This window comes from Pseudomonas ulcerans, assembly GCF_036324125.1.
GTDB classification, from domain to species: domain Bacteria; phylum Pseudomonadota; class Gammaproteobacteria; order Pseudomonadales; family Pseudomonadaceae; genus Aquipseudomonas; species Aquipseudomonas ulcerans.
The window spans coordinates 119132-141497 of the sequence record NZ_JAZDQN010000007.1 but is presented as its reverse complement, the minus strand read 5'-3'; the positions used below and the strand labels follow the sequence as shown (position 1 = coordinate 141497).

Genomic DNA, 22366 nt, shown 5'->3' with positions numbered 1-22366 from the left:
GACCGATACGGGCATTGTTCTCGGCTTGCACGCCTCACATAGTCTGCTTAGCGTTTACTCTGTAATGAGCGGGGTCGCACTCACGACTCACGAAAAGCTTTTGTGCGGATCGATCACAAATTTCTTCGCTACGCCCGAGTCAAACTCGCCATACCCTTGCGGCGCCTGATCGAGGCTGATGACCTGCACGCCGACAACTTCAGCGATGTTGATACGGTCCCACATGATCGCCTGCATCAGTTGGCGGTTGTACTTCATAGTCGGGGTCTGCCCGGTGTGGAAGCTGTGGGACTTGGCCCAACCCAGGCCGAAACGAATACTCAGTGCGCCGATCTTGGCGGCAGCATCCACCGCACCCGGATCCTCGGTGACGTACAGCCCCGGGATGCCGATCTTGCCGGCGACTCGGGTTACCTGCATCAGCGAATTGAGCACCGTAGCCGGAGCTTCGTGTTTAGCCCCCTCATGGCCGTGACCACGGGCTTCAAAGCCAACAGCATCGACAGCGCAGTCCACTTCCGGCTCACCGAGCAGATCTACGATCTGCTCGTGCAGCGGGGTGTCCTTCGACAGGTCGACAATCTCGAAACCCTGGGCCTTGGCGTGGGCCAGGCGGGCAGGATTGAGGTCGCCAACAATGACCGCGGCCGCCCCCAGCAGACGCGCCGACGCCGCAGCGGCCAAGCCAACCGGGCCGGCTCCCGCTACATACACGGTACTGCCCGGGCCGACACCCGCCGTCACGGCGCCGTGGTAGCCGGTAGGCAGAATGTCGGACAAGCAGGTCAAGTCGCGGATCTTCTCCATGGCCTTGTCGCGATTCGGTAATTTCAGCAGGTTGAAGTCGGCGTAAGGCACGAGCACGTATTCAGCCTGCCCCCCTGTCCAGTCGCCCATATCGACGTAGCCGTACGCGCCGCCAGCGCGCGCCGGATTGACGCTGAGGCAGACACCAGTGTGCATTTCCTTGCAGGAACGGCAGCGCCCACAAGCGACGTTGAATGGGACCGAAACCAGATCGCCGATCTGCAGGTGCTCGACATCGCGCCCCTTCTCGATCACTTCACCGGTAATTTCATGTCCCAGCACCAAGCCAACCTGCGCCGTGGTGCGCCCCCGGACCATGTGCTGGTCGGAACCGCAGATGTTGGTGGCGACCACTTTGAGGATGACGCCGTGCTCGATCTTCTTGCCGCGCGGATCCTGCATTTTCGGATAATCGATGTTCTGCACTTCGACCTTGCCGGCGCCTTGGTAGACCACACCCCTATTGCTTGCACTCATGCTTTACCTCCTTTGACAAAAACGTTTTCAGTCCCGCAAAAAGCTCTCCTCGAACGGATAGCGGGTCAGCACTTCGCAGCCGGTCTCGGTGACCAGCAGTTGGTTTTCAAGCTTGATCCCGTCGCGCCCACCCACTTCGCCGATATAGGCCTCTACGCACAGCGCCATGCCCGGTTCGAGCACGCCTTCGTAGCCATATGAGTCGACATCCTCCGGGTAGCGGATGCACGGGTATTCGTCGCAGAGACCGACACCGTGGAACATCACGCCGTAACGCTGGGCACGGCACGACTCAGGCAGACGGTGTCCCAGCCGGGTCAGCTCGGTGAAGCCCATACCGGGGCGCACCAGACCGGTGTTGTAGCTGATATGTTCGTGGGCGATGCGGTACAGACGTTTTTGTTCGGGCGTGGGCTCCAGGTCACCGCAGATCCAGCTGCGGGACATGTCTACGCACATGCCATAAACACCGATCAGATCTGTATCAAAGGACAGCAGGTCACCGTCGCCGATGACCCTTGGCCCGGACTCCTGGTACCAAGGGTTGGTACGAGGGCCGGAGCTGAGGATGCGTGTTTCGATCCATTCCCCACCGCGGCGGATATTGCCGGCATGAAGCGCGGCCCAGACATCATTTTCCGTGGCGCCGGCACGCAGGGTGCCGCGCATTTCCACGATGGTCGCTTCACAGGAGGCAACTGCGCAGCGCATCGCCAGGATTTCGTCCGGGCCCTTGATGACCCGGGCGAGCTCGGTAACTTCCTGGCCATTGATGACCTGCACAGCGAGCTTGTCGAGGGCGCGCAGGCCAGCGACTTCGATACGGTCCACCGCCAGGCGGCGGTTGCTTCCCGCATGCTCGCGCAGCAGTTGGTCGAGCTGCGCGGCAAAGCGGCGGGCGTGTTGCTCGGTACGGTCACCGGTCTCGAAATAAAAGAACGAAGCACCGCTGCGCAACTCGTTGACCAGCGGCAAGTGCGCGGAAAGATGATCGCAACCGTGAAAATCCCACAGCACCACATACCCACTGGCCGCGATAAAGCAGGCGCGGGCCGGGTTGTGGGTGGTCCACAGCTGCATGTTGGTGGTGTCGGTGGCGTAGCGGATGTTCAGCGGATCGAACAACAGAATGCCAGCCAGGTCGCGGGCTACCAGTTGCTGGCAGATACGTTGCAGGCGATAGCCGCGCATGCTCAACAGGTCCGGTGCCTGCAGGCCCAGTTCGGCCCATTCGGCGAACGCCAGGGGCGTCGGGCCAATCTCGGTACGGTCGTTATCGTCCGGCGAGCCGTCAGGCTTCAAGGAGGAGTGTCGGTTCGGGTCGATACGGCGGGCAGGAGCGGGAATGGAAAACGGCGAAGTCATCATGGCGAGCAGCTTCCTGGTCTGCTTGAGGGGAGCCCGGCCTGACGGCCGGGCTGCGAGCCGCATGTTCAGTTGCTGGCCTGGGTTGCCGCCGCCCGCGCTGCCGCCACCCAACTGTCGAACTGTTGCTGGTGCGCTGCGATCCATTCGCGGGTGTGGCGCTGGATGTCTGCCGCAGACTTCTCGCCTTGCTGCATCTTGAGGTTCTGCGCACTTTCGTCGGCTGCGGGGATCTGCATCAGCGAGAGGAACTTCACCGCCGCTGGGTTGCGCTCGGCGAACTTGCGATTGACCAGCGCCTCAACCCGGTCCAAAGCGAAGCCGAGGTTCTTGCCCTCATACACCGTATCGGCGTTACCGTATTGTGCCGGCAGGTCGGTCTTCGGCACTTGCAGCCAGACCACATCGCGGCCTTCCACCAGTACCCCGGCGACCCATTGCGGGACCCAAGTGTAGTAGAGCACCGGCTTGCCCTCTTTGAAGCGGGTGATGGTGTCGGCCATCAGGGCGAAGTACGAGCCCTGGTTCACATGGATGGATTTCTGCAAGTCGTAGGCCTTCATTTGATGCTCGATGACCAGCTCGCAGCCCCAGCCCGGGTTGCATCCGGTCATGTCGGCCTTGCCGTCGCCGTCGGTGTCGAACAGCTTGGCGATCTCGGGCTTCTTCAGGTCGGTGATGTCCTTGATCTGGTACTGATCGGCGGTTTTCTTGTCGATCAGGTACCCCTGCAGCACGCCTGGCATGATGTTGCCCACCTTGAGCATGTTGTCGTCGCCACCGGCCTTCTGGTAGAAACTCGCATGCAGCTTGTCCCAAGCGTTTACGGTGAAGTCCGCATCGCCAAAACCGACGGCAAGGATCATGGTGGCGTATTCGGTCTCCTTGGGCTGTTGCACCTGATAGCCCAATGCGCGCAAGCCACTCAGCGCCACCTCGCCACGGAAACGTTCTTCATCGACAGTGGGGAATGCCGGAGTGATTTTCACCCCTCCCCCGGCTTGTCCGACGAGGCGGTGGCGCCCAGGCAAACCACAGTCAGCGCTACGGTGCAGGCGCATTGGAGCAAACGGCGGGTAAAAGTCATCTCGTGCATTTTTGCGTACCTGTTCTGGTTTTATTGTTGGGATGGCAGGACGATCAAAGACAAGGGTGAAGCTCAGGCGGTCTCACGCCGCTTTGTTGGCTGTCCGCCGCCTTTTAAGCGCAACAGAAGACCAACCGGACCGGTTTGGTACCAGCGACGGCTGGGGTCGATGCGAGTGCGGGCGCCCATGGCCTGCGTTAGGCGATCGAGGAAGATCGCCAGCAGCACCAGGCCGAAGCCACCGACTGTCGCCAGGCCCATGTCCAGCCGACCGATACCGCGCAGAACCATCTGGCCCAGGCCACCCACAGAAATCATCGAGGCGATCACCACCATCGACAGCGACAGCATCAGGGTCTGGTTGAGGCCCGCCATGATGGTCGAGGTGGCCAGCGGCAGTTGCACCCGAGTCAGCATCTGCCGTGGTGTGCAACCGAAAGCCCGTGCTGCTTCGATTTTGTCTTCCGGAACCTGGCGGATGCCGAGGTTGGTCAGGCGAACCAGAGGCGGCAGAGCGAACACAATGGTCACCAGTACGCCTGGCACGTTGCCGATGCCGAACAGCATCACCACCGGCACAAGGTAGACAAATGCCGGCAGGGTCTGCATGGCGTCTAGCAGCGGACGTGTGAGCTTTTCAAGGCGGTCGCTGCGGGCACAAGCGATGCCCAGCGGGATTCCAATCAGCGCGCAGAAAAACACCGAGGTCAGGACAAGGGCCAAAGTGGTCATAGATTCCGACCACACCCCGATCAGGCCCAGCAGGGTCAGTGTGATAAAGCACAGCAGCGCCATGCGTTTGCCTGCCAACTGCCAGCCAAGCAGCGTCGAAAGCAATATTCCAATACTGGGGGGAATGCTCATCAGGATGAATTCGATGCCGTTGAGAACCTGGTCGATCGGCCAGCGAATGGCTCGGAATACATCACGGAAGTTGTGCACCATATAGTTCAACGCGGCTTCCACCCAACTGCCGAGCGGAATGACGGTAGACTGAAACGGGTCGAGCAAACTGAAATCGGACATCCTGGCTAACCTCTTCGCGGCGATCGCTCAATGATGGGTGTGGCGTCGCGGCAGCGCTTGCTGACACGTCTGACACAGGCTGGCCGTGGAGGTCTCTGCGACATCGCTGGTCTTAATCACGCGCGAGACATCGAAGCCCTTGAAAAACGCCCGCACATAGTCGTTTACCGGTTGTTCGATTAGTTCCAGCGGCGTACCAATCTGAACCACCCGCCCGCCTTCCATGATCGCGATGCGATGACCGATACGAACGGCTTCTTCGATGTCATGGGAAATAAAGATGATGGTGCGCTGTTGCTCAGCCTGCAGGCGTATCAACTCGCCCTGCATCTCGCCGCGGATCATCGGATCGAGAGCGGAAAACGCCTCGTCCATGAGTAGGATGGTCGGATCATTGGCTAACGCCCTCGCCAGTCCGACCCGTTGCTGCATGCCGCCGGACAGCTGATGGGGATAGCTGAATTCGTGGCCGGCCAGACCAACCTGGGCCAGCGCTTCCCTGGCGCGGGCATGGCGCTCGCGCTCAGCGACTCCAGAGACTTCCAGGCCGAATGCAGCGTTCTCCAGCACGCTCATATGCGGCATCAAGGCGAAGGACTGGAAAACCATGCCCATTTCCTTGCGGCGCACATCGAGCAAGGCCTTGTCGCCCAACCCAGTAATTTCTTTGCCATTCAGGTGGATACTGCCGGAAGTGGGCTCAATCAGGCGGTTGAACAGGCGCACCATGGTCGACTTGCCCGAACCGGACAGTCCCATGATCACGAAAATTTCGCCACGTCGTACGGCAAAACTGGCATCGAATACACCGACCACGTGGCCGGTTTCTTTAAAGATTTCGCCCTTGTCGGCACCGCTGTTCAGCATGTTCATGGCCAAGCCCGGATTGGGGCCAAAGACCTTGAAAATGTTGCGGACCGAGAGAATCTCATCGCTCTGGCTCATACGACCCTCTTCTTCTATTTATTGTCGAACGAACTGAACTCTATCCCTGCGCCTCCCCCCTGAATTGTATGAACCGGTCAAATTGTATTATCCCGGCGCCTAGCCGCGACTGGAGTCATCACGGCGTTCAATGACTGGTCCGTCCTGTTATATCGGTACGCACGCATGCGGTGCAAAAGTACCAGCCGTCTGCCGCAAGGCATCCAACCAGAGGGAACCACTCATGAGCCAAGTCCTCACCGTCGTGCGCAACGCCGCTATCTCTCCACTGGGCGAAACCGCCCCGGCGCGCTTGCCGATCGGCGAGACGATTGCCGTCGCCGCTACCGGCCAGGCCCAGACCGACGCAGCAACAGGCGCCAGTATCGGTGTCTGGGAAAGCAGCCCTGGCATGTTTCGCCGTCACCTGAAAAACCGCGAATTCAGCCATATCGTTAGCGGCTGGTGCACCTTCACCCCAGACGGCGGCGCACCGGTGGAACTACGCGCCGGTGACGCGGTGCTGTTCCCCGAAAACTGTGAAGGCGTGTGGGACATCCGCGAGCCGCTGCGCAAAACTTACGTGCTGTTCTAAGGAGCCGACGATGATCGAACGTATCAATCCAGGAACCCGCGCCAGCCAGTTGGTAGTGGTCGACGAGCGCATCGAAACGTCCGGCATCGTCGCCCTTACGCCAGGGGACATCACGGAGCAGACGCGCTGTGTACTGGCGCAACTGGAGGCGTGGCTGGCGCAGGTTGGCGCAGACAAGAACAACCTGACCCGCATACAAATTTGGCTGGCCAACATGAACGAATTCTCCGCGATGAACGCGGTGTACGACGCCTGGGTCGGCGAGCAGCCGCCAGCGCGCGCGTGTGTCGGTGCAGCCTTAGCGAGCCCAGATTATCGAATCGAAATCCAAGCGTTCGGCCAACTGAGAGCCGCATAGTAAACATAGGCGCGACAGGCTTCTAAAGCATGTCGCGCCCATGCTCTTAAGAGCCCTGAAGATTTACCTGCCCCCTGCAACGTTCTTCTATCAATTGTCCCCCGCATCATAGTGAGCGCCCTGTCCCGCTCCGCATCATGTGCTCACAAAACAACACATGCTGAAGGCCCCCTTATGTACCGTGGATTCTGGTATGCCCAAGCGCTCGACCTGGACAGCGACCTCGCCCCCGAACTGCAAGACTCCATTCATGCGGATGTATGTATCGTCGGTGGCGGTTATCTTGGCTTGTGGTCGGCCATCCGCCTCAAACAGGCCCACCCCGAAAAGAATATCGTCATCGTCGAACGCGACCGCTGCGGTTCCGGCGCCAGTGGACGCAACGGCGGCGTAGCGACTAACTGGTGGGGCAAGTACCTGTCTGTTCGTACCATCTGCGGTGACGTCGAAGCGCGAAGAATTTGCCAGGCCGCTGAGTCAGCGATCGACGAGATCGGCAGCTTCTGCGAGGAGCATGGTATTGATGCCCAGTACCGCAAGGATGGTTGGCTGTGGACCGCGACCAACCAGCGCCAGATGAACTCCTGGCGAGTGCTGACCGAAGGCCTACAGAAACTGGGCGTCAATCCGTTCATTGAGTTGGACCGTGAAACCATCCGCGGCCGCGTCGGCTCACCACTGGTTCTGGGAGGGATCTTTGACCCCAACGCCGCCACCGTGCAACCTGCGATGCTCGCCCGCGGCCTGCGTCGGGTAGCGTTGAAGCTGGGCGTAAAAATTTTCGAGAAGTCGCCGTTCACACATCTGGAACGAGGCGCACATCCGGTGGTGCACACCGCTAAGGGTCATGTAAAAGCTGACCAGGTAGTGCTCGCTCTTAACGCTTGGGGCGCCCAGTTCCCTGAGTTACGACGGATGATCGCGATCATGTCCAGCGACATGGTCGCCACTGCACCAGTAAAGGCAAAGCTTGACGCCATCGGTTTCCGTGGTGGTGAGTGCATGACCGATTCACGCACCGTGCTCAATTACTGGCGCAACACCCCGGATGGACGGGTAGTGTTCGGTAAGCCGCTGGGACAGTTTGCTTATGCCGGGCGAATTGGCAATCTCTATGAAAAACCATCGCCGGCTGCCGACAAAGTCGCCGCGGAGCTGCGCCGCCTCTACCCGCAACTGCGAGACGTTCCGTTGGTCAGCAGTTGGACCGGGCCGATCGACCGTGCGATGAAAGGTCTGCCCAACTTCGGCTACCTGGATCATCGCCAAAACATCAGCTACGGCATCGGATTCTCCGGCAATGGCGTGGCCACTACAGTATTCGCTAGCCGCATCATCAAGTCGCTGGTGGAGCACGCCAACGACGAGTGGGCCAATTGCGGGCTGGTAAACCAGAAGATGAAGCTATTGCCACCGGAACCGTTCCGCTTTTTCGGAGCCCACATGGTGCGTGACGCCCTGGTGCGTAAGGAGTCCCTCGAAGATCACGACCAAGACGCCGGTTTCGTCACCCGCCAACTGGTTGCCATGGCCCCTGCCGGTTACGTGCCGGCACAGAAGAAATAAGGATTTGATCGTGACTGAACAGATCGTCTTTCTCGATGACGACGGCTTGGCGCCGTCGACCCGCCTTAAACGTCCAGACTTCGAACACAAATGGCTACAGTACCCCTATACCCATCCGGACCAGGTGCTGGAGCACTTGCAGGATGCCACTATCGCCCTGACCTGCAGCGTGCCACTGCGTGCCGAACATCTGCGCCAGTTGCCGAAACTGAAAATGATTTCCCTAGCCCTGACCGGCCGTGACATCGTCGATGTCGACTACTGCGACGCCCATGGTATCGAAGTCTCAAGTGTGCCGGGCTACGCTGCCAATACTGTGGCCGAGCACAGCCTGGCGATGATTCTCGAGCTGTTCCGCCGGCCTGCAGCCTTTACTCGCCTGATGCGCCAGGTCCATGCCGGTCAGGCCCCGCATCAGAACATTTACTTCAACCATCGGGTACGTGATATCCGTGACAAACGCCTGGCGATCATCGGCAGCGGCCCCATCGCCCTGCGGCTGGCGCACCTGGCCCGGGCACTGGGAATGCAGGTGTTGTTTGAGGATCGCGGTGGCAAGCGCCGCGGTTCTGATTGCCGCCCACTAGGCGAACTGCTTGAAAGCTGCGATGTGCTATCCATCAATTGCCCGCTGACGCCTGAAACCTACAACCTGATCGACGCCGAACACCTAGCTCTGATGAAGCCTGATGCGGTGGTGGTCAATACCGGACGCGGTGGGGTTATCAATGAAGCAGCATTAATCGCTGCACTGGAGAATGGCCAGCTAGGCGGTGTAGCACTGGATGTGGTCGAGCACGAACCTTTGCACCCGAGCAACCCGCTGTTCACCTTGATCGAGCGTGACGATTTTCTGCTCAACCCGCACATCGCCTGGAGCAGCGAGGATGCCATGCAACAACTGATGGACGGTGCAGTGGACAACATCAGCGATTTTGTAAACAGGAGCAGCGTAAACAGAAGAGTTTGCAACGCGCGGTTATAAACACGACTGACGAGGCCGGCTAGAAGGCCGGCTTCGTCTTGAAGTCAAATGCTGCGAATATCAAACAACAGCTCAGCATCAGTTGCCGAATTGATGTGATCATCGGGAAAAATTTCTATCGATGCCAGATTCTCGGCGACATAACAACCGAAGCGGTCCCTACCTCCAGATCGCCTTAACGATACCTCTTCTTTCTCGCTGCGCTCGGGAATCACGTCAGTCACTGACTGCCGTTGTCGAATGAGTCTACGAGCTACCACACTACCTGCAATCGGAAAAACATGTCGATATTCAGCAAATTCCGATGCTCTGTGCTCCATTGATAATCAAACAACAGGGAGGGGGCTTGAACTGGATAGCGTGGTTCGCGATATCAGTATTGACTTCACCCGAACATGACAGTTTACGTCGAGCGGATGGCCCGGGAGTGGGTTCATGAACGGTGGATTGCACCAATGCCTGCGGGGAAGATCCTGCCTCTAATCCTAGCCCCTTTCGCTCACGACACGGCACGATTGCTCAGCGTGGATATCTAGATTTAATCGCACAAAAAGCAGCTCTCAGGAGCTGCTTTTTTCTTACTCCCCCTTTTTATGCTTATGGGGTTTCAGGTCAGGGTGCTCCTTCTGCTTTTCAGGCGTGACACGCTGCCTTTTATCTGGAGTACCATCTTCGTTCGTTCTTTTAGGGCCTGGCTTGATGCTCATGCGAGATTTCCTTTATCGCTTGGTTTTTTGAATGCAGCTATGTAATTAGTTCAGTTTCTTGCAACTGTCAATACAGACGGCACAAAAGCCGCTTGGTGGGGGTTACTGCGAGCAATTATAGGTCTGAGTAAGAGCCTCCGACCGAGGGCTTGCAGGGGGCTGTGAAATCTAACGCTGATTGATACGAGGACGTCTGGACGTTCATCATCCCGAGAGTGGTGTGAAACAGGTTGTCGTGGCTCAGCGGTGAGTTTGCCTCGGCTTTCAAACAGCTCACATTGAACCTTTCGCTCTTTGTGAGTGAATCCGACATCCAGAGCACCAATGGCACCCTAGTTTGCTCTATCGGAGCCATCGCATAAGGCAGTCCATGAAGGTATAGGCCGCTCTCACCCAATGATTCACCGTGGTCCGAAACATACATGAGCGCAGTGTCGAATTTGGTGTTGGCTGCCAGAATGTCGATTAGCCCAGCCGTGACGTAGTCGGTGTAGAGGATCGAGTTGTCGTAGGCATTGACCACCTCCTGCTGCTGACATTTATCTAGTTCGTTAGTCTCGCAGACGGGTTCAAATTTCTTGAATTGCGGAGGGTAGCGCTTGTAATAGGCCGGGCCGTGGCTGCCTTTGTAGTGAAGCACCAGCACCGCATCGCCCTCCTGACGCTTGATGAAGTCCTCCATTTCGGAGAGCAGCACGCCGTCCTTACACTCTTCACTGGTACAAAGATTGGGATCCGCGCGTGGGGCTACCTTGTGATTAGGGACCCGATCACAGACTCCTTTGCATCCAGAGTTGTTGTCAGCCCACATCACGCTGATACCGGCCCGCTGAAGTACATCGAGCAGCCCTTCTCGACTCTTGGCCAAGCCGTCCTTGTAATCCGCCTTACCCACGTCCAAGAACATACACGGCAGCGAAACTGCGGTGGCGGTGCCGCAGGAGCTTACATTTGAGAAGCTGATGACATTTCGCCTTTCCAACTCTGGATTCGTTTTACGGGAGTAACCATTGAGGGAGAAGTTGGCGGAGCGAGCAGTTTCTCCTACTGCCAACACCAGCAATTTGGGCTTGCGAGCCGAACCTAGTCGAACCACCGCATCCGTACCAATGGTAGTCAGCGTTTTAGGCATGGCCAACTGACGTTTAACGTATCCATGACCAGCTGCGAAAAGGTTGGTGGGCACCAGAATAAGCCGGATCTCCCGATTGTTACGAAGCAACGAGGCATATGACTGGTACTGACTGAGTGCGATACCGGACAGGGTCAACAGAGCAATCAACAAGGCAATGAGCCTGCTGACCAAGGCTTTGCTCCAAGACCTACGACGAATGGGAACCTGGGTGATCAGATAGACGGGGAACACACCAACTGCTCCCACCCACAGAGCGAGCTTCCAACTCAATAGCTCGGCCGCCTCAGCGACGTCGGTTTCCACAATATTGGTGAACATCGTGTAGTCGATAACAATACCGTAAGCGCTCATGAAGTAACTTGCAAAAGCGGCGCTGATCAGCACTATGCACAATAGTGGTTTAGCCAGCCGCCCCCATGACAACAAACTCAGTACTGTAAACACCCAAGCGAACACAATGACTGGCAGGCTAGCAGCTAGCAACCAGTTCACTACATCAGTTTTGAATGCTAGCTTCCAGAGTACACTCCAAAGCTCGGCATTCGCGAACAGCAATAACCAAAGAGCCACCAGCCCAACTATAAGATTGGTACTTACTCCTTCCTGCCGGGCATTGCGAATAGAGAACATCCATCTATTTAGCAGGGCATGAACAATGGATTTTGAAGATATCATTATCAAACTCTGAAACACTGCTTATCCATGGCGATAGCTATGGAGGTAAGCGGGAGCGGCCAGGAAAGCCATCGACAGATGCTGGGCGATTGCGCAATGGGCAGAGCGCCAGAAGCCTTAAGCCCGTAGGCGTCAGGAACGCTTAGGATGTCTGCGGCATAGGGATTAACGAGAAATAAATCTCGCGGGCACATTATTTCTGGCACCTGATAACAGAACGATGACCTAACAATTACAATACTGAAAGAATTTCAATTACTGTTTTTAAATTGTCACCACCTGCACCACAATAAACAATAGGATAATCTTGCCCGAAAAATGCCACGCCGCGCCCAACCAGATGAATTTAATTTAATAAAAAAACCACTTCACTTTATCGTAGGCTCGCCTTGAACCTTAAAAAAATCTAGAAGTCATATTTACGAACAGATGATTATTTTCCTAGTTATTATGCAGACCAAGAAAGGGCAAACACCATGAGTTTCCTAAAAAATCTCCTGAGCGGCCATCATAATCGTGGAAATCACAATGGCCATAAAAACCACAGTGAAGGACATGGGAACAAGCAATATGACCACCATGGCAGACCGCAGAGCTGCAACAGGGACAACCAGATGCATGACGGTGGGCGCACAGCCGTTCAAGCCTCCATTCAAGAAGTGCAGGCGTGCAGACAATGCCGGACGACCAATGATCCATCAGCACGCTTTTGTCTAAACTGCGGAACACCACTATCGAGTGGCTGCACCGCCTGCAGCGCCTTGCTAAGTCCAGGAGCAAAATTTTGCAGTCAGTGCGGCCAAGCCACACGCTAAATGCGAGGCAAAGGACCAACAAGACCACAACCCTGCGCAAGGAGAACTACGTGGGCTCAAATCATGATCACGGCAGCACTGCAGTACGCGAGGGGCATCAGAAGAAGCTAATCATAGCGCTCGCCTTGACTGGCAGCTTCATGATCGCAGAAGTAGTCGGGGCGTGGATCACCGGCAGCCTTGCGCTGCTGTCGGATGCGTCTCACATGTTCACGGACACCGCCGCTCTGGCAATCTCATTGATTGCACTCCAGATAGCCAAGCGACCGGCTGACCAGAAAAGAACCTTCGGCTATGCCCGCCTGGAGATTCTGGCATCGACGTTCAACGCCGTACTGCTTTTCTTAGTGGCGATGTACATTTTGTACGAGGCTTATCAGCGCTTCTTCATGCCAGCGGAGATCGCCACCGGAGCGATGATGTGGATTGCGATCGCCGGCCTGATCATCAACCTAATCTCGATGCGCCTCCTAGCATCCGCGAGCAAGGAGAGCCTCAACGTAAAAGGGGCCTACCTAGAAGTCTGGAGCGATATGCTCGGCTCGTTGGGCGTAATCATAGCCGCTCTCATCATCCGCTTTACCGACTGGACGTGGGTAGACACGATTGTCGCTGTGGCGATCGGCCTCTGGGTATTACCGCGGACGTGGCAACTGCTTCGAGAAAGCTTGGGAATCTTGATGGAGGGCGTTCCGAGGGAGCTCGACATCACCGCAATCGAGTCCAGCATCCTCGGTGTCGACGGTGTCACAGAGGTTCATGACTTGCACGTTTGGGCCGTCAGCAGCGGCAGCAACGTGATGACATCGCATGTAGTGGTGAAGGACTCTGCAGACGGGGATAAGGTACTGGCGGCCGTCGTTAAAGCAGTCAGCGACGCGTTTGAAATCCATCACTGCACCATTCAGATCGAGCGCAGGACCTTCCACGAAAACTCTACATCACCATCTCACTGACTGGCAGTCCCCTCCCCCACCGCCCAAACGGAGGGGGCAGGGAAGATAGAAATCGAGAGAAATACCCCTCTCTGCTACCCCCTGAAGGTCCATCGGTGACTTGTATCATCAAGAGACACCTGCTCATTGCAAGAGTAGTGGTTCTCGTATTAGCACCGGCAAAACACAGTGACAAGCTGTGCAGCCTAATTGCCGCCATACTCCTGAGCAACGCCTTGATTCTCACCCGCCCGCCTGGAGACCAGGAGCCTAGAGAAACTCTCCACTCATACCTGGTACACGCCGCAGTACGCTCCACCGGCACCGCCAATGTTTGCCGTGCTTCCGCTGCCACTACCAAACTTTGAATTTTGACCGATACTTATTGGCAGTATCCTAATCCCTATGGCTAGCGACCGGAATACGCCCTACCACGTCGACTTGGCATTAAATTTCCACAGTTCGCCAACAAAAAGCGCCATCTAATGCTGCTCAGCTACTGATAATACAATCGCCCTTCAATAGGTAACGAAGCATGTGCAACTCCCCCCTTGAGTCCTCATAGGTCACCATACCTCTTACATTTCCGTAGTACCGCACGCCTGGTGATACATACACAAGTTTACTAATGTCTATGTTGATGCCATAGGTGTAATCTTCAACTTGAGGCATTGGCTTTTTTACTCTCTGAGCATAATCCTCAGTAGCTTCTCTAGCAGAGCGCTCAATTCGCTGACCGAGCTCCATACTGAATTCTGCATTAACTGTAATAGGTGAGAAGAGCATGAACACGGCGATCACTGATACCGTAGTGTTAATAATAAGCCCCAACAATAAAAAAGCGCCCATAGAAGGGCGCTAAAATTCACCTTACCAAAGGAGCGTATGGTTCACAGGTGAATGCACTGACACGAACAACCTCTCGCTGCTCTTGCCAAGCCGCTTTGGAATGAAAATTCCAAAACAGCGATGCCTCTTCCGCTTTCGCTAAGCTAGCAAAGGAGACTAACAACAAGATGATCGCGCAATTACAATTTGGACATGTAACACATTGTAAATTTATGACTCGAGATGCTGCTGAGCCGCTAGGCGGATTGACTTGCAGAAAAGGCACAGCGCGTTGCAAGCACGTGACAGGAACCATCCAGGTGGCGCGCACGATACAAAGCCATTACCCCCCTTGTGCGAACGAGGCTGAAATGCTGCGCGTCCAGATCAAGCCCGTTCATCAAACGACACCGCCATAAACCGTTGCAAGCCCCAGAATCCGCTATGCTCAGGGATGAGCCGCATGACTGTCAGCAATCTTGCGGCTACATTACAAATTTGTAGGATTTCGCCGCTGACAGCTTGTTCGCGTTAAGATTCAAGCGTCCTCAGGTGACCCGGTGTATGGACGGAGGTAGCGACTCCCACATGCCACACCCTCAATCGAACTGTCGAACAGCCTGCAGCCGTAATCTTGGCGGATTAGACCAACTCCTTCCTCATACCTTGAGATAAGTTATGCGCGTTCTAGTTGTGGAAGACGAAATAAAAACTGCCGAATATCTTCAGCAGGGCCTTTCCGAAAGCGGGTATGTCGTTGATATTGTGCACAACGGTGTTGATGCCCTGCACTTGTTTAACACTAATGTCTATTCGTTGGTCCTTCTGGACGTAAACCTCCCAGGTATCGACGGCTGGGATCTGCTGGAAAGCATCAGGAAAACCAGCCGAGTCCGCATCATCATGCTGACAGCCCGTGGACGCATCAACGACAAGCTCAAGGGCTTGGACGGCGGCGCGGACGACTACCTAGTGAAGCCCTTCGAATTTCCTGAATTACTTGCTCGCATCCGGTCGCTGCAACGGCGTGGTGATGAGCTAGTAGAGAAAAGTTCGCTGAAAATTGCCGACCTGGAACTCGACTCGGTACGCCATCGGGTCTTTCGCGGAGGCACACGTATCGATCTAACTACCAAGGAATTTGCGCTCCTACATCTGCTCATGAGCAGAACTGGCGAAGCGCTAACTCGGTCCCAGATCATCTCGCTGGTCTGGGACATGAATTTCGATTGCGACACCAACGTCATCGATGTTGCCATCCGGCGTTTGCGCTCTAAGATCGATGACCCGTTTGAGACCAAACTAATTCACACGCTTCGGGGCGTTGGGTACGTTTTTGAGGAGCGCGCATGAGGCCATTCAGCCTGGCTGCAAAGCTGGGGTTAAAAGTTGGATTGATGAGCGCAGCGGTGCTACTTCTGTTCGCCACCTTCGGATACCTAACTGTAGGCAAGGCTCTGGAGACAAATGCCAGAGCAGATCTGGAAGTAAAAATGGCAGGTATGGCTCACAACCTGTCCACCATTTCGGATATATCTGGCGTCAATGCGGATGCGCATCAGCTCGTCGACCTAGTAATGGGCCACAACAATCTGTATGTCAGCATATTCGATACATCAAAAACTCAGGCTCCCTTGCTTTCGATCGGATCGAAGCAGGTCAATTTGGAGGTTCACAAGTTTCAGCCATCTGCTCAGCCCAAAGAGCACGAATGGCGTGACACTCAGGACCGCCCCCTGCTAAGCGCTTCTCGGGTTATGCGCTTGGGTGATGGAACAGAGGTCAGCGTCTATATGACCATGGACCAGTCATCCAGTGAAGCGCTTCTCGATGCGTTGTTAACCTGGGCCCTGATGATGTCCCCCGTTATCCTAGCGTTGATCCTGGCCATCGGCTGGTGGACCGTACGCAGGGGTCTGTTACCTCTGACCAAATTCCTCAAGGTAGCATCGAAGATTTCAACCGAGAGCCTCGAACATCGCCTTCCAACTGACGGGATGCCGGCAGAACTCAAAGAGCTCGCCGACGGCATCAACATCATGCTGGCTCGCCTAGATGAGGGGGTTCAACAGCTTTCGCAGTTCTCTGACGATCTGGCACATGAGTTGCGGGCACCACTTTCCAACCTAATGGGTAAAGCTCAGGTTGCCTTGACGAGAGAACGATCACTTTCCGAGTACAGGGAGGTTCTCGAGTCGTGCACAGAGGAGCTGGACCGCATGAGCCGCATGGTTTCCGACATGCTGTTTCTGGCCCAGGTCAGTCATCCAGCATCCATGGTGGAGTTCGAACCTGTGTCCCTGGTCGCTGAGGTTCAGCGGGTGTGCGACCTTTTCAGCATTTCAGCCGAGGAAGGAGAAATCCAGCTGCAGATATCCGGCAGGGATGACATGGTGCGCGGTAATCGGATAATGATTCAACGAGCCGTCTCGAACCTCGTATCGAATGCAATACGCTACTGTCCTCGCGGCCGTACGGTCTATGTGAAGGTGCAACACGTTGCGAACGGTACGACCTTGAGCGTCGGCAACCCGGGCCGCGGGATTGCCAAGGAACACCATGCCCATTTGTTTGAACGGTTCTATCGTGTGGACAAGAGCCGAGCACGAAGCGAAGGAGGAACCGGTCTTGGCCTAGCCATCGTGCAGTCAATCATGAGCCTGCACCAGGGTTCGGCGAGCGTAGAAGTGACCGAAGAAAACTTTACTTGGTTCCATCTTAACTTTCCCGCCGCCCACCTATTGCAACCGGTAACGGCCGCCACCTAATTAGCACAGACATAAATATGCCCGTCGTTCGACGGGCCATTTGGCCTGCCTCAGTAGCTCAGTCCTTTAGAACCACAGGATCCATTGGCGACCGCAGAATCACCGATTTGATGATCCTCTGCTCGTCTGGATTGGCATTCTTCCACAGATGGGAGAAATACTGAGCATTCACTTTCTCTTGGGCATTTACTCTGCCGACGGCATCGACGAGACGCATGGTCGAGTAGACGCAGATCAACGCCAGAATGAAGAACGCTGTTGCCACCACCATCACATAACGCTTGGCCAATACTGGTGCGCGCTTAAGCTCGACAATAGAGGCGTTTGCAGCCTTTGTCGCTGTCGAAAGCTCTGAAATCAGCGGTTGAATGGCAGTATCCACTCCCCTACATGCAGCAGAATAGGCCTCTGCAGCTGCGCGCAAGGCTACTTCTTCAGCGTTGGACCAAGCCTTCTGTGCCTTTTCTACCTCCTCCTGAATCTGACGACCGACAGCATCCATCTGCACCACAAGATCGTTCGACATCTCTAGGACAGCGCTAGAAGTCCGAGTTTGCGAGGTCAGTTCGTCGAGTTGGACAGTGAATTTTTCATTGCAACGGCGAAAGTCGCCAATGGCAACTGCCCAAGGCTCTATGTCATTCATGGGTATCTCCTGGGGCGGCCAAAAAGCCGCGATGAATTAACTCGCCAGATATCAAAAATGTAATCTAATAAAAGGTTTTACTCTTCCTCGAAAGCTCCGAGATAGACCTGATCCTTCCAGATTTTCAGGCATAACGCATCCTGTTCAAGACTAAAATTACGGAATTGTAATTATTGACTCACCTTGCTGTTAGCTACTCGCTCCTAAACTAGAAACCAACAAAGGCCGCTAATCAAGCTGGTCTAGTATGAACCGAGGCTTACAATGAAAATTTTCAAATCTATCGCTGTTGGCAGTCTGCTGCTTGGCCTTATGAGCACTGCTTACGCTGAAGATGGTTACGATCGAGCAAAACAGTTCAACCAAAATTTCCGAGCCGAACAGACGCGTCTGTGGGGCAATGACTCTTCGGACCAGAACAAGCAGAAAGTTGCTCAAGAGCAACAGAAAGAAGAGAAGAGTAGCAATGAAAAAGCTGATAACTAATCGGTGGTAAAGTAGGAATTTAGATGACGAAGGCAATCGACAAGAAGCCAGGGTAAACCTGGCTTTTTTGTGCCAGTAATTTATCCTTCGTTCTTGCGAGGCGCTCCCGAATCGCTTTCCCCAGCCAGCCCCTTGGTACCTTGCTCGGTACGATTCCAATGACACAACAATAGCTGACTGGCGTTGACTTCGGTGATTTCTGCGCAACCCAGATCAGCTGGCAAATCATCTTTGCTATCGCGCAAGCGCCTAGACAGATAGAACGGGCCATCCTGGGGCCACTTGGCAGGATCCTTGATATTCTCTGACTGCCCCCTACTGTAGAACTCTGACGAATACGAGCGGCGACCAGGGTAGATCAGAGGCGCCGATTGGGCTGACGGCACATTGAGCCAAGCTTGAACCACATCTCGCTGGTTCTGAGGCCGCTCCTCCAGTACTCCGGCATAGATCAAGCCCGCACCAATGATTGGCAACACCAATGCGCTTATGGCGGCAGCCCAGGTGGTCTTCGAACCAACCTCGCTAATCCGTCTGGACAACAACAAAGCCCAGGCAGGCAACGCAGGCAGCAGGTAGGTCCACAAAATATTACCGGCGAACGTGAAGAAGACCGGCGTCGCCAAGGCCCAAAGCCACAGGTAGGCTTCGAAGCCTTGCATTGATTCACGCTTGCGAATCAGTAGCGGGAGAAAGAAGGCCCAGGGCAGCAGCGATAAACCGAGCTGGATCCAGATAGTGCCATAAGGTTTGGCATGAGCACTGCCATAGAGATCTCCTGCCCAGTTGCTGACGACGTATCGACTCCAATGCTCACCAATGAAGAAATACTCTAGAAACCCTGGAGTCTTCATCTCAGCCGCGACATACCAAGGCACGGATATCCCAAGCATGAGGAGAAGGCCAGTACCCCAGGGAAGCCTAAGTACCCGACCCCATTGCTTGTAGATAGTGATCCAGGCAAAAGCTGGCGTTCCCATAAGCACCAGGGTCAGCGGCCCTTTGGCAAGCAAACCCAATCCCAAGCCAGCGAACATCAGGTAAGCATCTGCTTTACCGGCACTCTTCATCCAACGCCAGAATCCATAGCTGGCCAGCAGAATCGAGAACGACAGAACAGGGTCAGTCAGCACGACACCACTGGAAACTAGGCCCAATGTGGTGCTGGAAAGAATGATGGCGGCCCAGATGCCCGCTTTACGCGAAATCTGTTGTGCGCCGAGTTTGATGATGATGAAACAACTGGCTAAGTGCAACAGCCAGGCTGGGAACCGAGCAGCGAACTCATTCACACCGAATACCGTCATGCTCGCAGCCTGGGTCCAGAAGGACAGCGGCGGCTTACCCCAAAACGGCACCCCATAGTCGAACATTGGCGTTATCCAGTCGTTCAACTCGACCATCTTGCGAGCCATTTCGGCGTAGCGTGCCTCCGAAGTGTCCATCAATGGGTAAATGCCCAGCCCTAATAGACGCAAGGCTAAAATCGAACCCAAGATCCACCACAGCGTCCGCTCGTTTTTCAGACTCAGCATTTCTTACCCTCAATCGAAGAAACCGAAGGATGAAGCGGCACAGGATCTGCCTTGCTGTTGCCTTTCAGGAAATAGAGAGGGCGGCGTTTCACTTCCGCAAGTGCCACACCAAGGTACTCACCCACCATGGCGACACCGACGCAAATGAATGAAGCCATTCCGACGATCAGATGATGGATGTCGAAACTGCCTGCCACCAGTGACGCAACCATATAGCAGATGCTTGAAACGAAGAGACCGAAGCTGATTAGGCTGAAAATGCGAAGTGGCTTGCGGGAGAAGCTGACAATACTCTCAACGGCCAAATTGAACAGGCCAGCTGCGTTCCACTTGGTACTCCCCGCGTGGCGAACAGTCCGGTTGTAGGGCAACTCGATAGTGCGAAAGCCTACCCACCCGATCATACCTTTGAGAATCCTAGAGCGCTCATCCAGTGCCCGCAGAGCAGCCAACGGCGCAGGTCCAATCAGCCTGAAGTCACTGACATCGGCCGGAATATCCACCTTCTCAACCAGTCGCTGCATGGCCCAGTAGTAGGCCCGGGCACTCATGCGTTTAAACCACGAATCTCCGATTCTCAAATTGCGTTGCATGTTCACCACGTCATAGCCGCGCTGCCAGTAGTCCACCATGACTGAAATGTGCTCTGGCGGGTCCTGCAGATCGACATCAATGAAAATCAGCGCGCTTCCACGGGCGTGATCTATGCCGGCACTCAGAGCAGCCTCTTTGCCAAAGTTACGACTCAGAAACAGGCAGCGCACAGATGAACCATCTTGGTAATGACGCAATAGCTCGGCGGTTCGGTCATTGCTGCCATCGTCGATGTAGAGGATTTCGCAGGAGACGGGTAAGTTCCTTACGACAAGAGTGATGCGCTGGTGGAATTCGGGAATTGTCTCTTCTTCCTGGAAGCACGGAACCACTATGGTTAACAAGGGGTCAGGGCGCTCGGGAAATCGATGTAATGTCTGCATGATTAAATGTCCAGAAGCGGTGCGCAATGAAACCAAGTGAAGTAAGCGTCACAGTCATTAGCACCTGGGATATAAACGGCGAAATATTTGATTTGATAAGAAGCCACATACCAACACCGTTGCCGAAGTTGGTTGCTAGCGCGACCAATGCAAACCTAAGAGGCTGAAGTTTTCGAAAACCATCTGCCACAAAGCAGAGCGTCTTATTTCCAATAAAGCTTGCGACGGCGCCAGCCATGCTGCCACAGATACTGGCTAGCAACGGAGTAGCGGCCTCTGTCGTAAATAAAATCAGAAATACCGCATAATGTATTCCCGTTGCTATAACCCCGATTCCAAGATAACGAAATAGCAAGGTAATGAGAGATGGTGTTTTATTTTTCATGACCAAAGCCTATGAAGGCAAAGGTGAAAAAATAGTGAACCAAATATGAATACTACATTGACAAAAAAACCACATCAGCAATTAATAACGTCAGCTCCTAATTCTAGCACGCCACAATATCAAAATGATTGCCTAAAAATTACACTCCTGCAATAAAGCAACTCAATAACACCAACATTGCTCAATAATTACAATTTCGTCAGAAATATGAAACACAAAACGACATTGAGATAAATTCCCCAAATTAAGGGGGATAAGATGGCTACACAACATGAAACATTTCCTAACGGCGGCGTTCCTTACAGTTCTAACATATTGGATGATCTGCCAGTTGATGATCAGCTGGCCGTAGAGTTTTTCGCAACCGTCCGGTGTGCAAGTTTCAAACAGGCTGCCCGAGGGCTCAATATTCCAGTGGTAGGCCTGCGGAAACGCCTGGAAAAGCTTGAAGAGCACATAGGGACTCCCCTGTTCGTTTACAAAAATAACAAGCTTTCACTGACCCGAACAGGTGAAAGGGTTAGCCAGAGCCTTTGCCAACTCTTCGGCCCAGACGGGCTTGGCAATGCTGGCGAAAGAGAACTATCCCGACTTAGCATCGCGGTCACAGAGCCAGTGCTGAGTGACATTGTGAACCGCGATCTGGTCGCCTACGTCCGAGATCATGCGGAAATGCAGTTGGAGATCCACTCTGAATGCACGGCTCAAATGATCTCCGAGTGTAAAGTTGATGTGGGTATAACGTTCGTAAGTCCGGGTGATGATGACATTATTGATCGCCACCCTGCGTATAAGTTTGAACGACTTGGTCGGATTGGACATGAGCTTTTCATTTCCAGTCGCTACTCAAGAAGCGGCGCACTTCCAGTGAAAAATTTGGACCTACACGATTTCATGCTAGTTGTCCCTTGGGATGATGAATTCCTAGCGAGCTCAATAAAGTGGAAATCGATCATGGCCCAATATAATGGCGGTACAACCAAGGTGAAAAACTATAGTTTATCCCGCGCACTTGTTATTGGAGGTGCATGTATCGGTGTGCTGCCCGAATATAGTCAAAAAATGGAGAGAACCCTCCGACCACTACCAGGTTTTTTGGACGACCTAGAAGACAAACATGTCTATCTTGTAATAAAAACTAAACTTTTGCGAAACCCACAGGCTTTGGAAATTCACAAATTATTTAAGAAAAGTTTCTTGGATAAGAACGACTGGCTTTCCGAGTGAAAAATTTCGACGCCAAAGAAACCTACCGTTAACACTAAAGAAACACAACTGTCATAT

At 54.5% G+C, this 22366-nt stretch carries 23 protein-coding genes; 10 read left to right on the top strand and 13 right to left on the bottom strand.

Features of this window, described 5'->3' with window-relative positions; genetic code table 11:
* Positions 1-87 precede the first annotated feature (87 nt).
* The 5 genes from fdhA to V0R59_RS09010 form a co-directional block, all read right to left on the bottom strand.
* Complete coding sequence (fdhA, locus tag V0R59_RS09030; protein ID WP_330075002.1) at positions 88-1284, bottom strand: formaldehyde dehydrogenase, glutathione-independent; 1197 nt, start codon at positions 1282-1284, stop codon at positions 88-90.
* A 27-nt stretch (positions 1285-1311) separates the two neighbouring features.
* Positions 1312-2652: a dimethylsulfonioproprionate lyase DddP gene (gene dddP / locus V0R59_RS09025; RefSeq protein ID WP_330075003.1), complete on the bottom strand. Its 1341-nt coding sequence runs from the start codon at positions 2650-2652 to the stop codon at positions 1312-1314.
* 65 nt (positions 2653-2717) lie between these two features.
* Entirely contained in the window at positions 2718-3638 is a 921-nt protein-coding gene (proX, locus tag V0R59_RS09020; protein WP_330075004.1) for a glycine betaine/L-proline ABC transporter substrate-binding protein ProX, read from the bottom strand.
* A gap of 170 nt (positions 3639-3808) precedes the next feature.
* A complete protein-coding gene (gene proW, locus V0R59_RS09015) occupies positions 3809-4762 on the bottom strand; it encodes a glycine betaine/L-proline ABC transporter permease ProW (RefSeq protein WP_330075005.1) in 954 nt (317 codons plus the stop codon).
* Between the two features lie 27 nt (positions 4763-4789).
* Positions 4790-5707, bottom strand: coding sequence for a quaternary amine ABC transporter ATP-binding protein (locus V0R59_RS09010; RefSeq protein ID WP_330075006.1), 918 nt, complete (start codon positions 5705-5707; stop codon positions 4790-4792).
* A gap of 223 nt (positions 5708-5930) precedes the next feature.
* Between V0R59_RS09010 and V0R59_RS09005 the strand changes: the two genes are divergently transcribed.
* The 4 genes from V0R59_RS09005 (at position 5931) to V0R59_RS08990 (ending at position 9190) form a co-directional block, all read left to right on the top strand.
* Positions 5931-6281 carry a cupin domain-containing protein gene (locus V0R59_RS09005; RefSeq protein WP_330075007.1) on the top strand — a complete coding sequence of 117 codons (351 nt, stop codon included), beginning with the start codon at positions 5931-5933 and terminating at the stop codon, positions 6279-6281.
* Positions 6282-6291: 10 nt separating this feature from the next.
* Entirely contained in the window at positions 6292-6639 is a 348-nt protein-coding gene (locus V0R59_RS09000) for a RidA family protein (RefSeq protein WP_330075008.1), read from the top strand.
* Positions 6640-6813: 174 nt separating this feature from the next.
* Positions 6814-8205 carry an NAD(P)/FAD-dependent oxidoreductase gene (locus V0R59_RS08995; RefSeq protein ID WP_330075009.1) on the top strand — a complete coding sequence of 464 codons (1392 nt, stop codon included), beginning with the start codon at positions 6814-6816 and terminating at the stop codon, positions 8203-8205.
* A gap of 10 nt (positions 8206-8215) precedes the next feature.
* Positions 8216-9190 carry an NAD(P)-dependent oxidoreductase gene (locus V0R59_RS08990; protein WP_330075010.1) on the top strand — a complete coding sequence of 325 codons (975 nt, stop codon included), beginning with the start codon at positions 8216-8218 and terminating at the stop codon, positions 9188-9190.
* Between the two features lie 44 nt (positions 9191-9234).
* Here V0R59_RS08990 and V0R59_RS08985 read toward each other — a convergent pair whose 3' ends face one another.
* The 3 genes from V0R59_RS08985 to V0R59_RS08975 all read right to left on the bottom strand — a co-directional run bounded on the left by V0R59_RS08985 (position 9235) and on the right by V0R59_RS08975 (position 11707).
* Positions 9235-9414: a hypothetical protein gene (locus V0R59_RS08985; RefSeq protein ID WP_330075011.1), complete on the bottom strand. Its 180-nt coding sequence runs from the start codon at positions 9412-9414 to the stop codon at positions 9235-9237.
* 354 nt (positions 9415-9768) lie between these two features.
* The gene (locus V0R59_RS08980; RefSeq protein WP_023094431.1) at positions 9769-9897 is read right to left on the bottom strand and encodes a hypothetical protein; all 129 of its coding nucleotides are present in this window, start codon (positions 9895-9897) and stop codon (positions 9769-9771) included.
* Between the two features lie 115 nt (positions 9898-10012).
* The gene (locus V0R59_RS08975; protein ID WP_330075111.1) at positions 10013-11707 is read right to left on the bottom strand and encodes a phosphoethanolamine transferase; all 1695 of its coding nucleotides are present in this window, start codon (positions 11705-11707) and stop codon (positions 10013-10015) included.
* Between the two features lie 476 nt (positions 11708-12183).
* Here V0R59_RS08975 and V0R59_RS31870 point away from each other — a divergent pair, with 476 nt between their 5' ends.
* Positions 12184-12522, top strand: coding sequence for a zinc ribbon domain-containing protein (locus V0R59_RS31870; protein ID WP_408005215.1), 339 nt, complete (start codon positions 12184-12186; stop codon positions 12520-12522).
* A gap of 50 nt (positions 12523-12572) precedes the next feature.
* Complete coding sequence (locus V0R59_RS08970; RefSeq protein ID WP_330075012.1) at positions 12573-13478, top strand: cation diffusion facilitator family transporter; 906 nt, start codon at positions 12573-12575, stop codon at positions 13476-13478.
* Between the two features lie 471 nt (positions 13479-13949).
* On the opposite strand, the gene V0R59_RS08965 is transcribed toward V0R59_RS08970, so the two are convergent.
* Positions 13950-14276, bottom strand: coding sequence for a DUF2790 domain-containing protein (locus V0R59_RS08965; RefSeq protein WP_330075112.1), 327 nt, complete (start codon positions 14274-14276; stop codon positions 13950-13952).
* Positions 14277-14963: 687 nt separating this feature from the next.
* Between V0R59_RS08965 and V0R59_RS08960 the strand changes: the two genes are divergently transcribed.
* Positions 14964-15638 carry a heavy metal response regulator transcription factor gene (locus tag V0R59_RS08960; protein WP_330075013.1) on the top strand — a complete coding sequence of 225 codons (675 nt, stop codon included), beginning with the start codon at positions 14964-14966 and terminating at the stop codon, positions 15636-15638.
* Complete coding sequence (locus tag V0R59_RS08955; protein WP_330075014.1) at positions 15635-17053, top strand: heavy metal sensor histidine kinase; 1419 nt, start codon at positions 15635-15637, stop codon at positions 17051-17053. Before V0R59_RS08960 ends, V0R59_RS08955 begins: the two co-directional genes overlap by 4 nt.
* A 58-nt stretch (positions 17054-17111) precedes the next feature.
* Here the strand turns inward: V0R59_RS08955 and V0R59_RS08950 are convergent, their stop codons facing one another.
* Entirely contained in the window at positions 17112-17699 is a 588-nt protein-coding gene (locus V0R59_RS08950) for a hypothetical protein (protein ID WP_330075015.1), read from the bottom strand.
* Positions 17700-17963: 264 nt separating this feature from the next.
* On the opposite strand from V0R59_RS08950, the gene V0R59_RS08945 reads away from it, so the two are divergent.
* Positions 17964-18185 carry a hypothetical protein gene (locus V0R59_RS08945; RefSeq protein WP_330075016.1) on the top strand — a complete coding sequence of 74 codons (222 nt, stop codon included), beginning with the start codon at positions 17964-17966 and terminating at the stop codon, positions 18183-18185.
* 80 nt (positions 18186-18265) lie between these two features.
* Here V0R59_RS08945 and V0R59_RS08940 read toward each other — a convergent pair whose 3' ends face one another.
* From V0R59_RS08940 to V0R59_RS08930, 3 genes are read right to left on the bottom strand one after another with little or no spacing between them, the layout of a single operon-like run.
* Positions 18266-19720: an ArnT family glycosyltransferase gene (locus V0R59_RS08940; protein ID WP_330075017.1), complete on the bottom strand. Its 1455-nt coding sequence runs from the start codon at positions 19718-19720 to the stop codon at positions 18266-18268.
* Positions 19714-20697: a glycosyltransferase family 2 protein gene (locus tag V0R59_RS08935; RefSeq protein WP_330075018.1), complete on the bottom strand. Its 984-nt coding sequence runs from the start codon at positions 20695-20697 to the stop codon at positions 19714-19716. Before V0R59_RS08935 ends, V0R59_RS08940 begins: the two co-directional genes overlap by 7 nt.
* The gene (locus V0R59_RS08930; protein ID WP_330075019.1) at positions 20663-21082 is read right to left on the bottom strand and encodes a GtrA family protein; all 420 of its coding nucleotides are present in this window, start codon (positions 21080-21082) and stop codon (positions 20663-20665) included. The genes V0R59_RS08935 and V0R59_RS08930 overlap by 35 nt, the downstream gene beginning before the upstream one ends.
* Positions 21083-21340: 258 nt before the next feature.
* On the opposite strand from V0R59_RS08930, the gene V0R59_RS08925 reads away from it, so the two are divergent.
* Positions 21341-22309 (top strand): LysR family transcriptional regulator, encoded by a 969-nt coding sequence (locus tag V0R59_RS08925; RefSeq protein WP_330075020.1) that lies wholly within the window; start codon positions 21341-21343, stop codon positions 22307-22309.
* Positions 22310-22366: the final 57 nt, after the last annotated feature.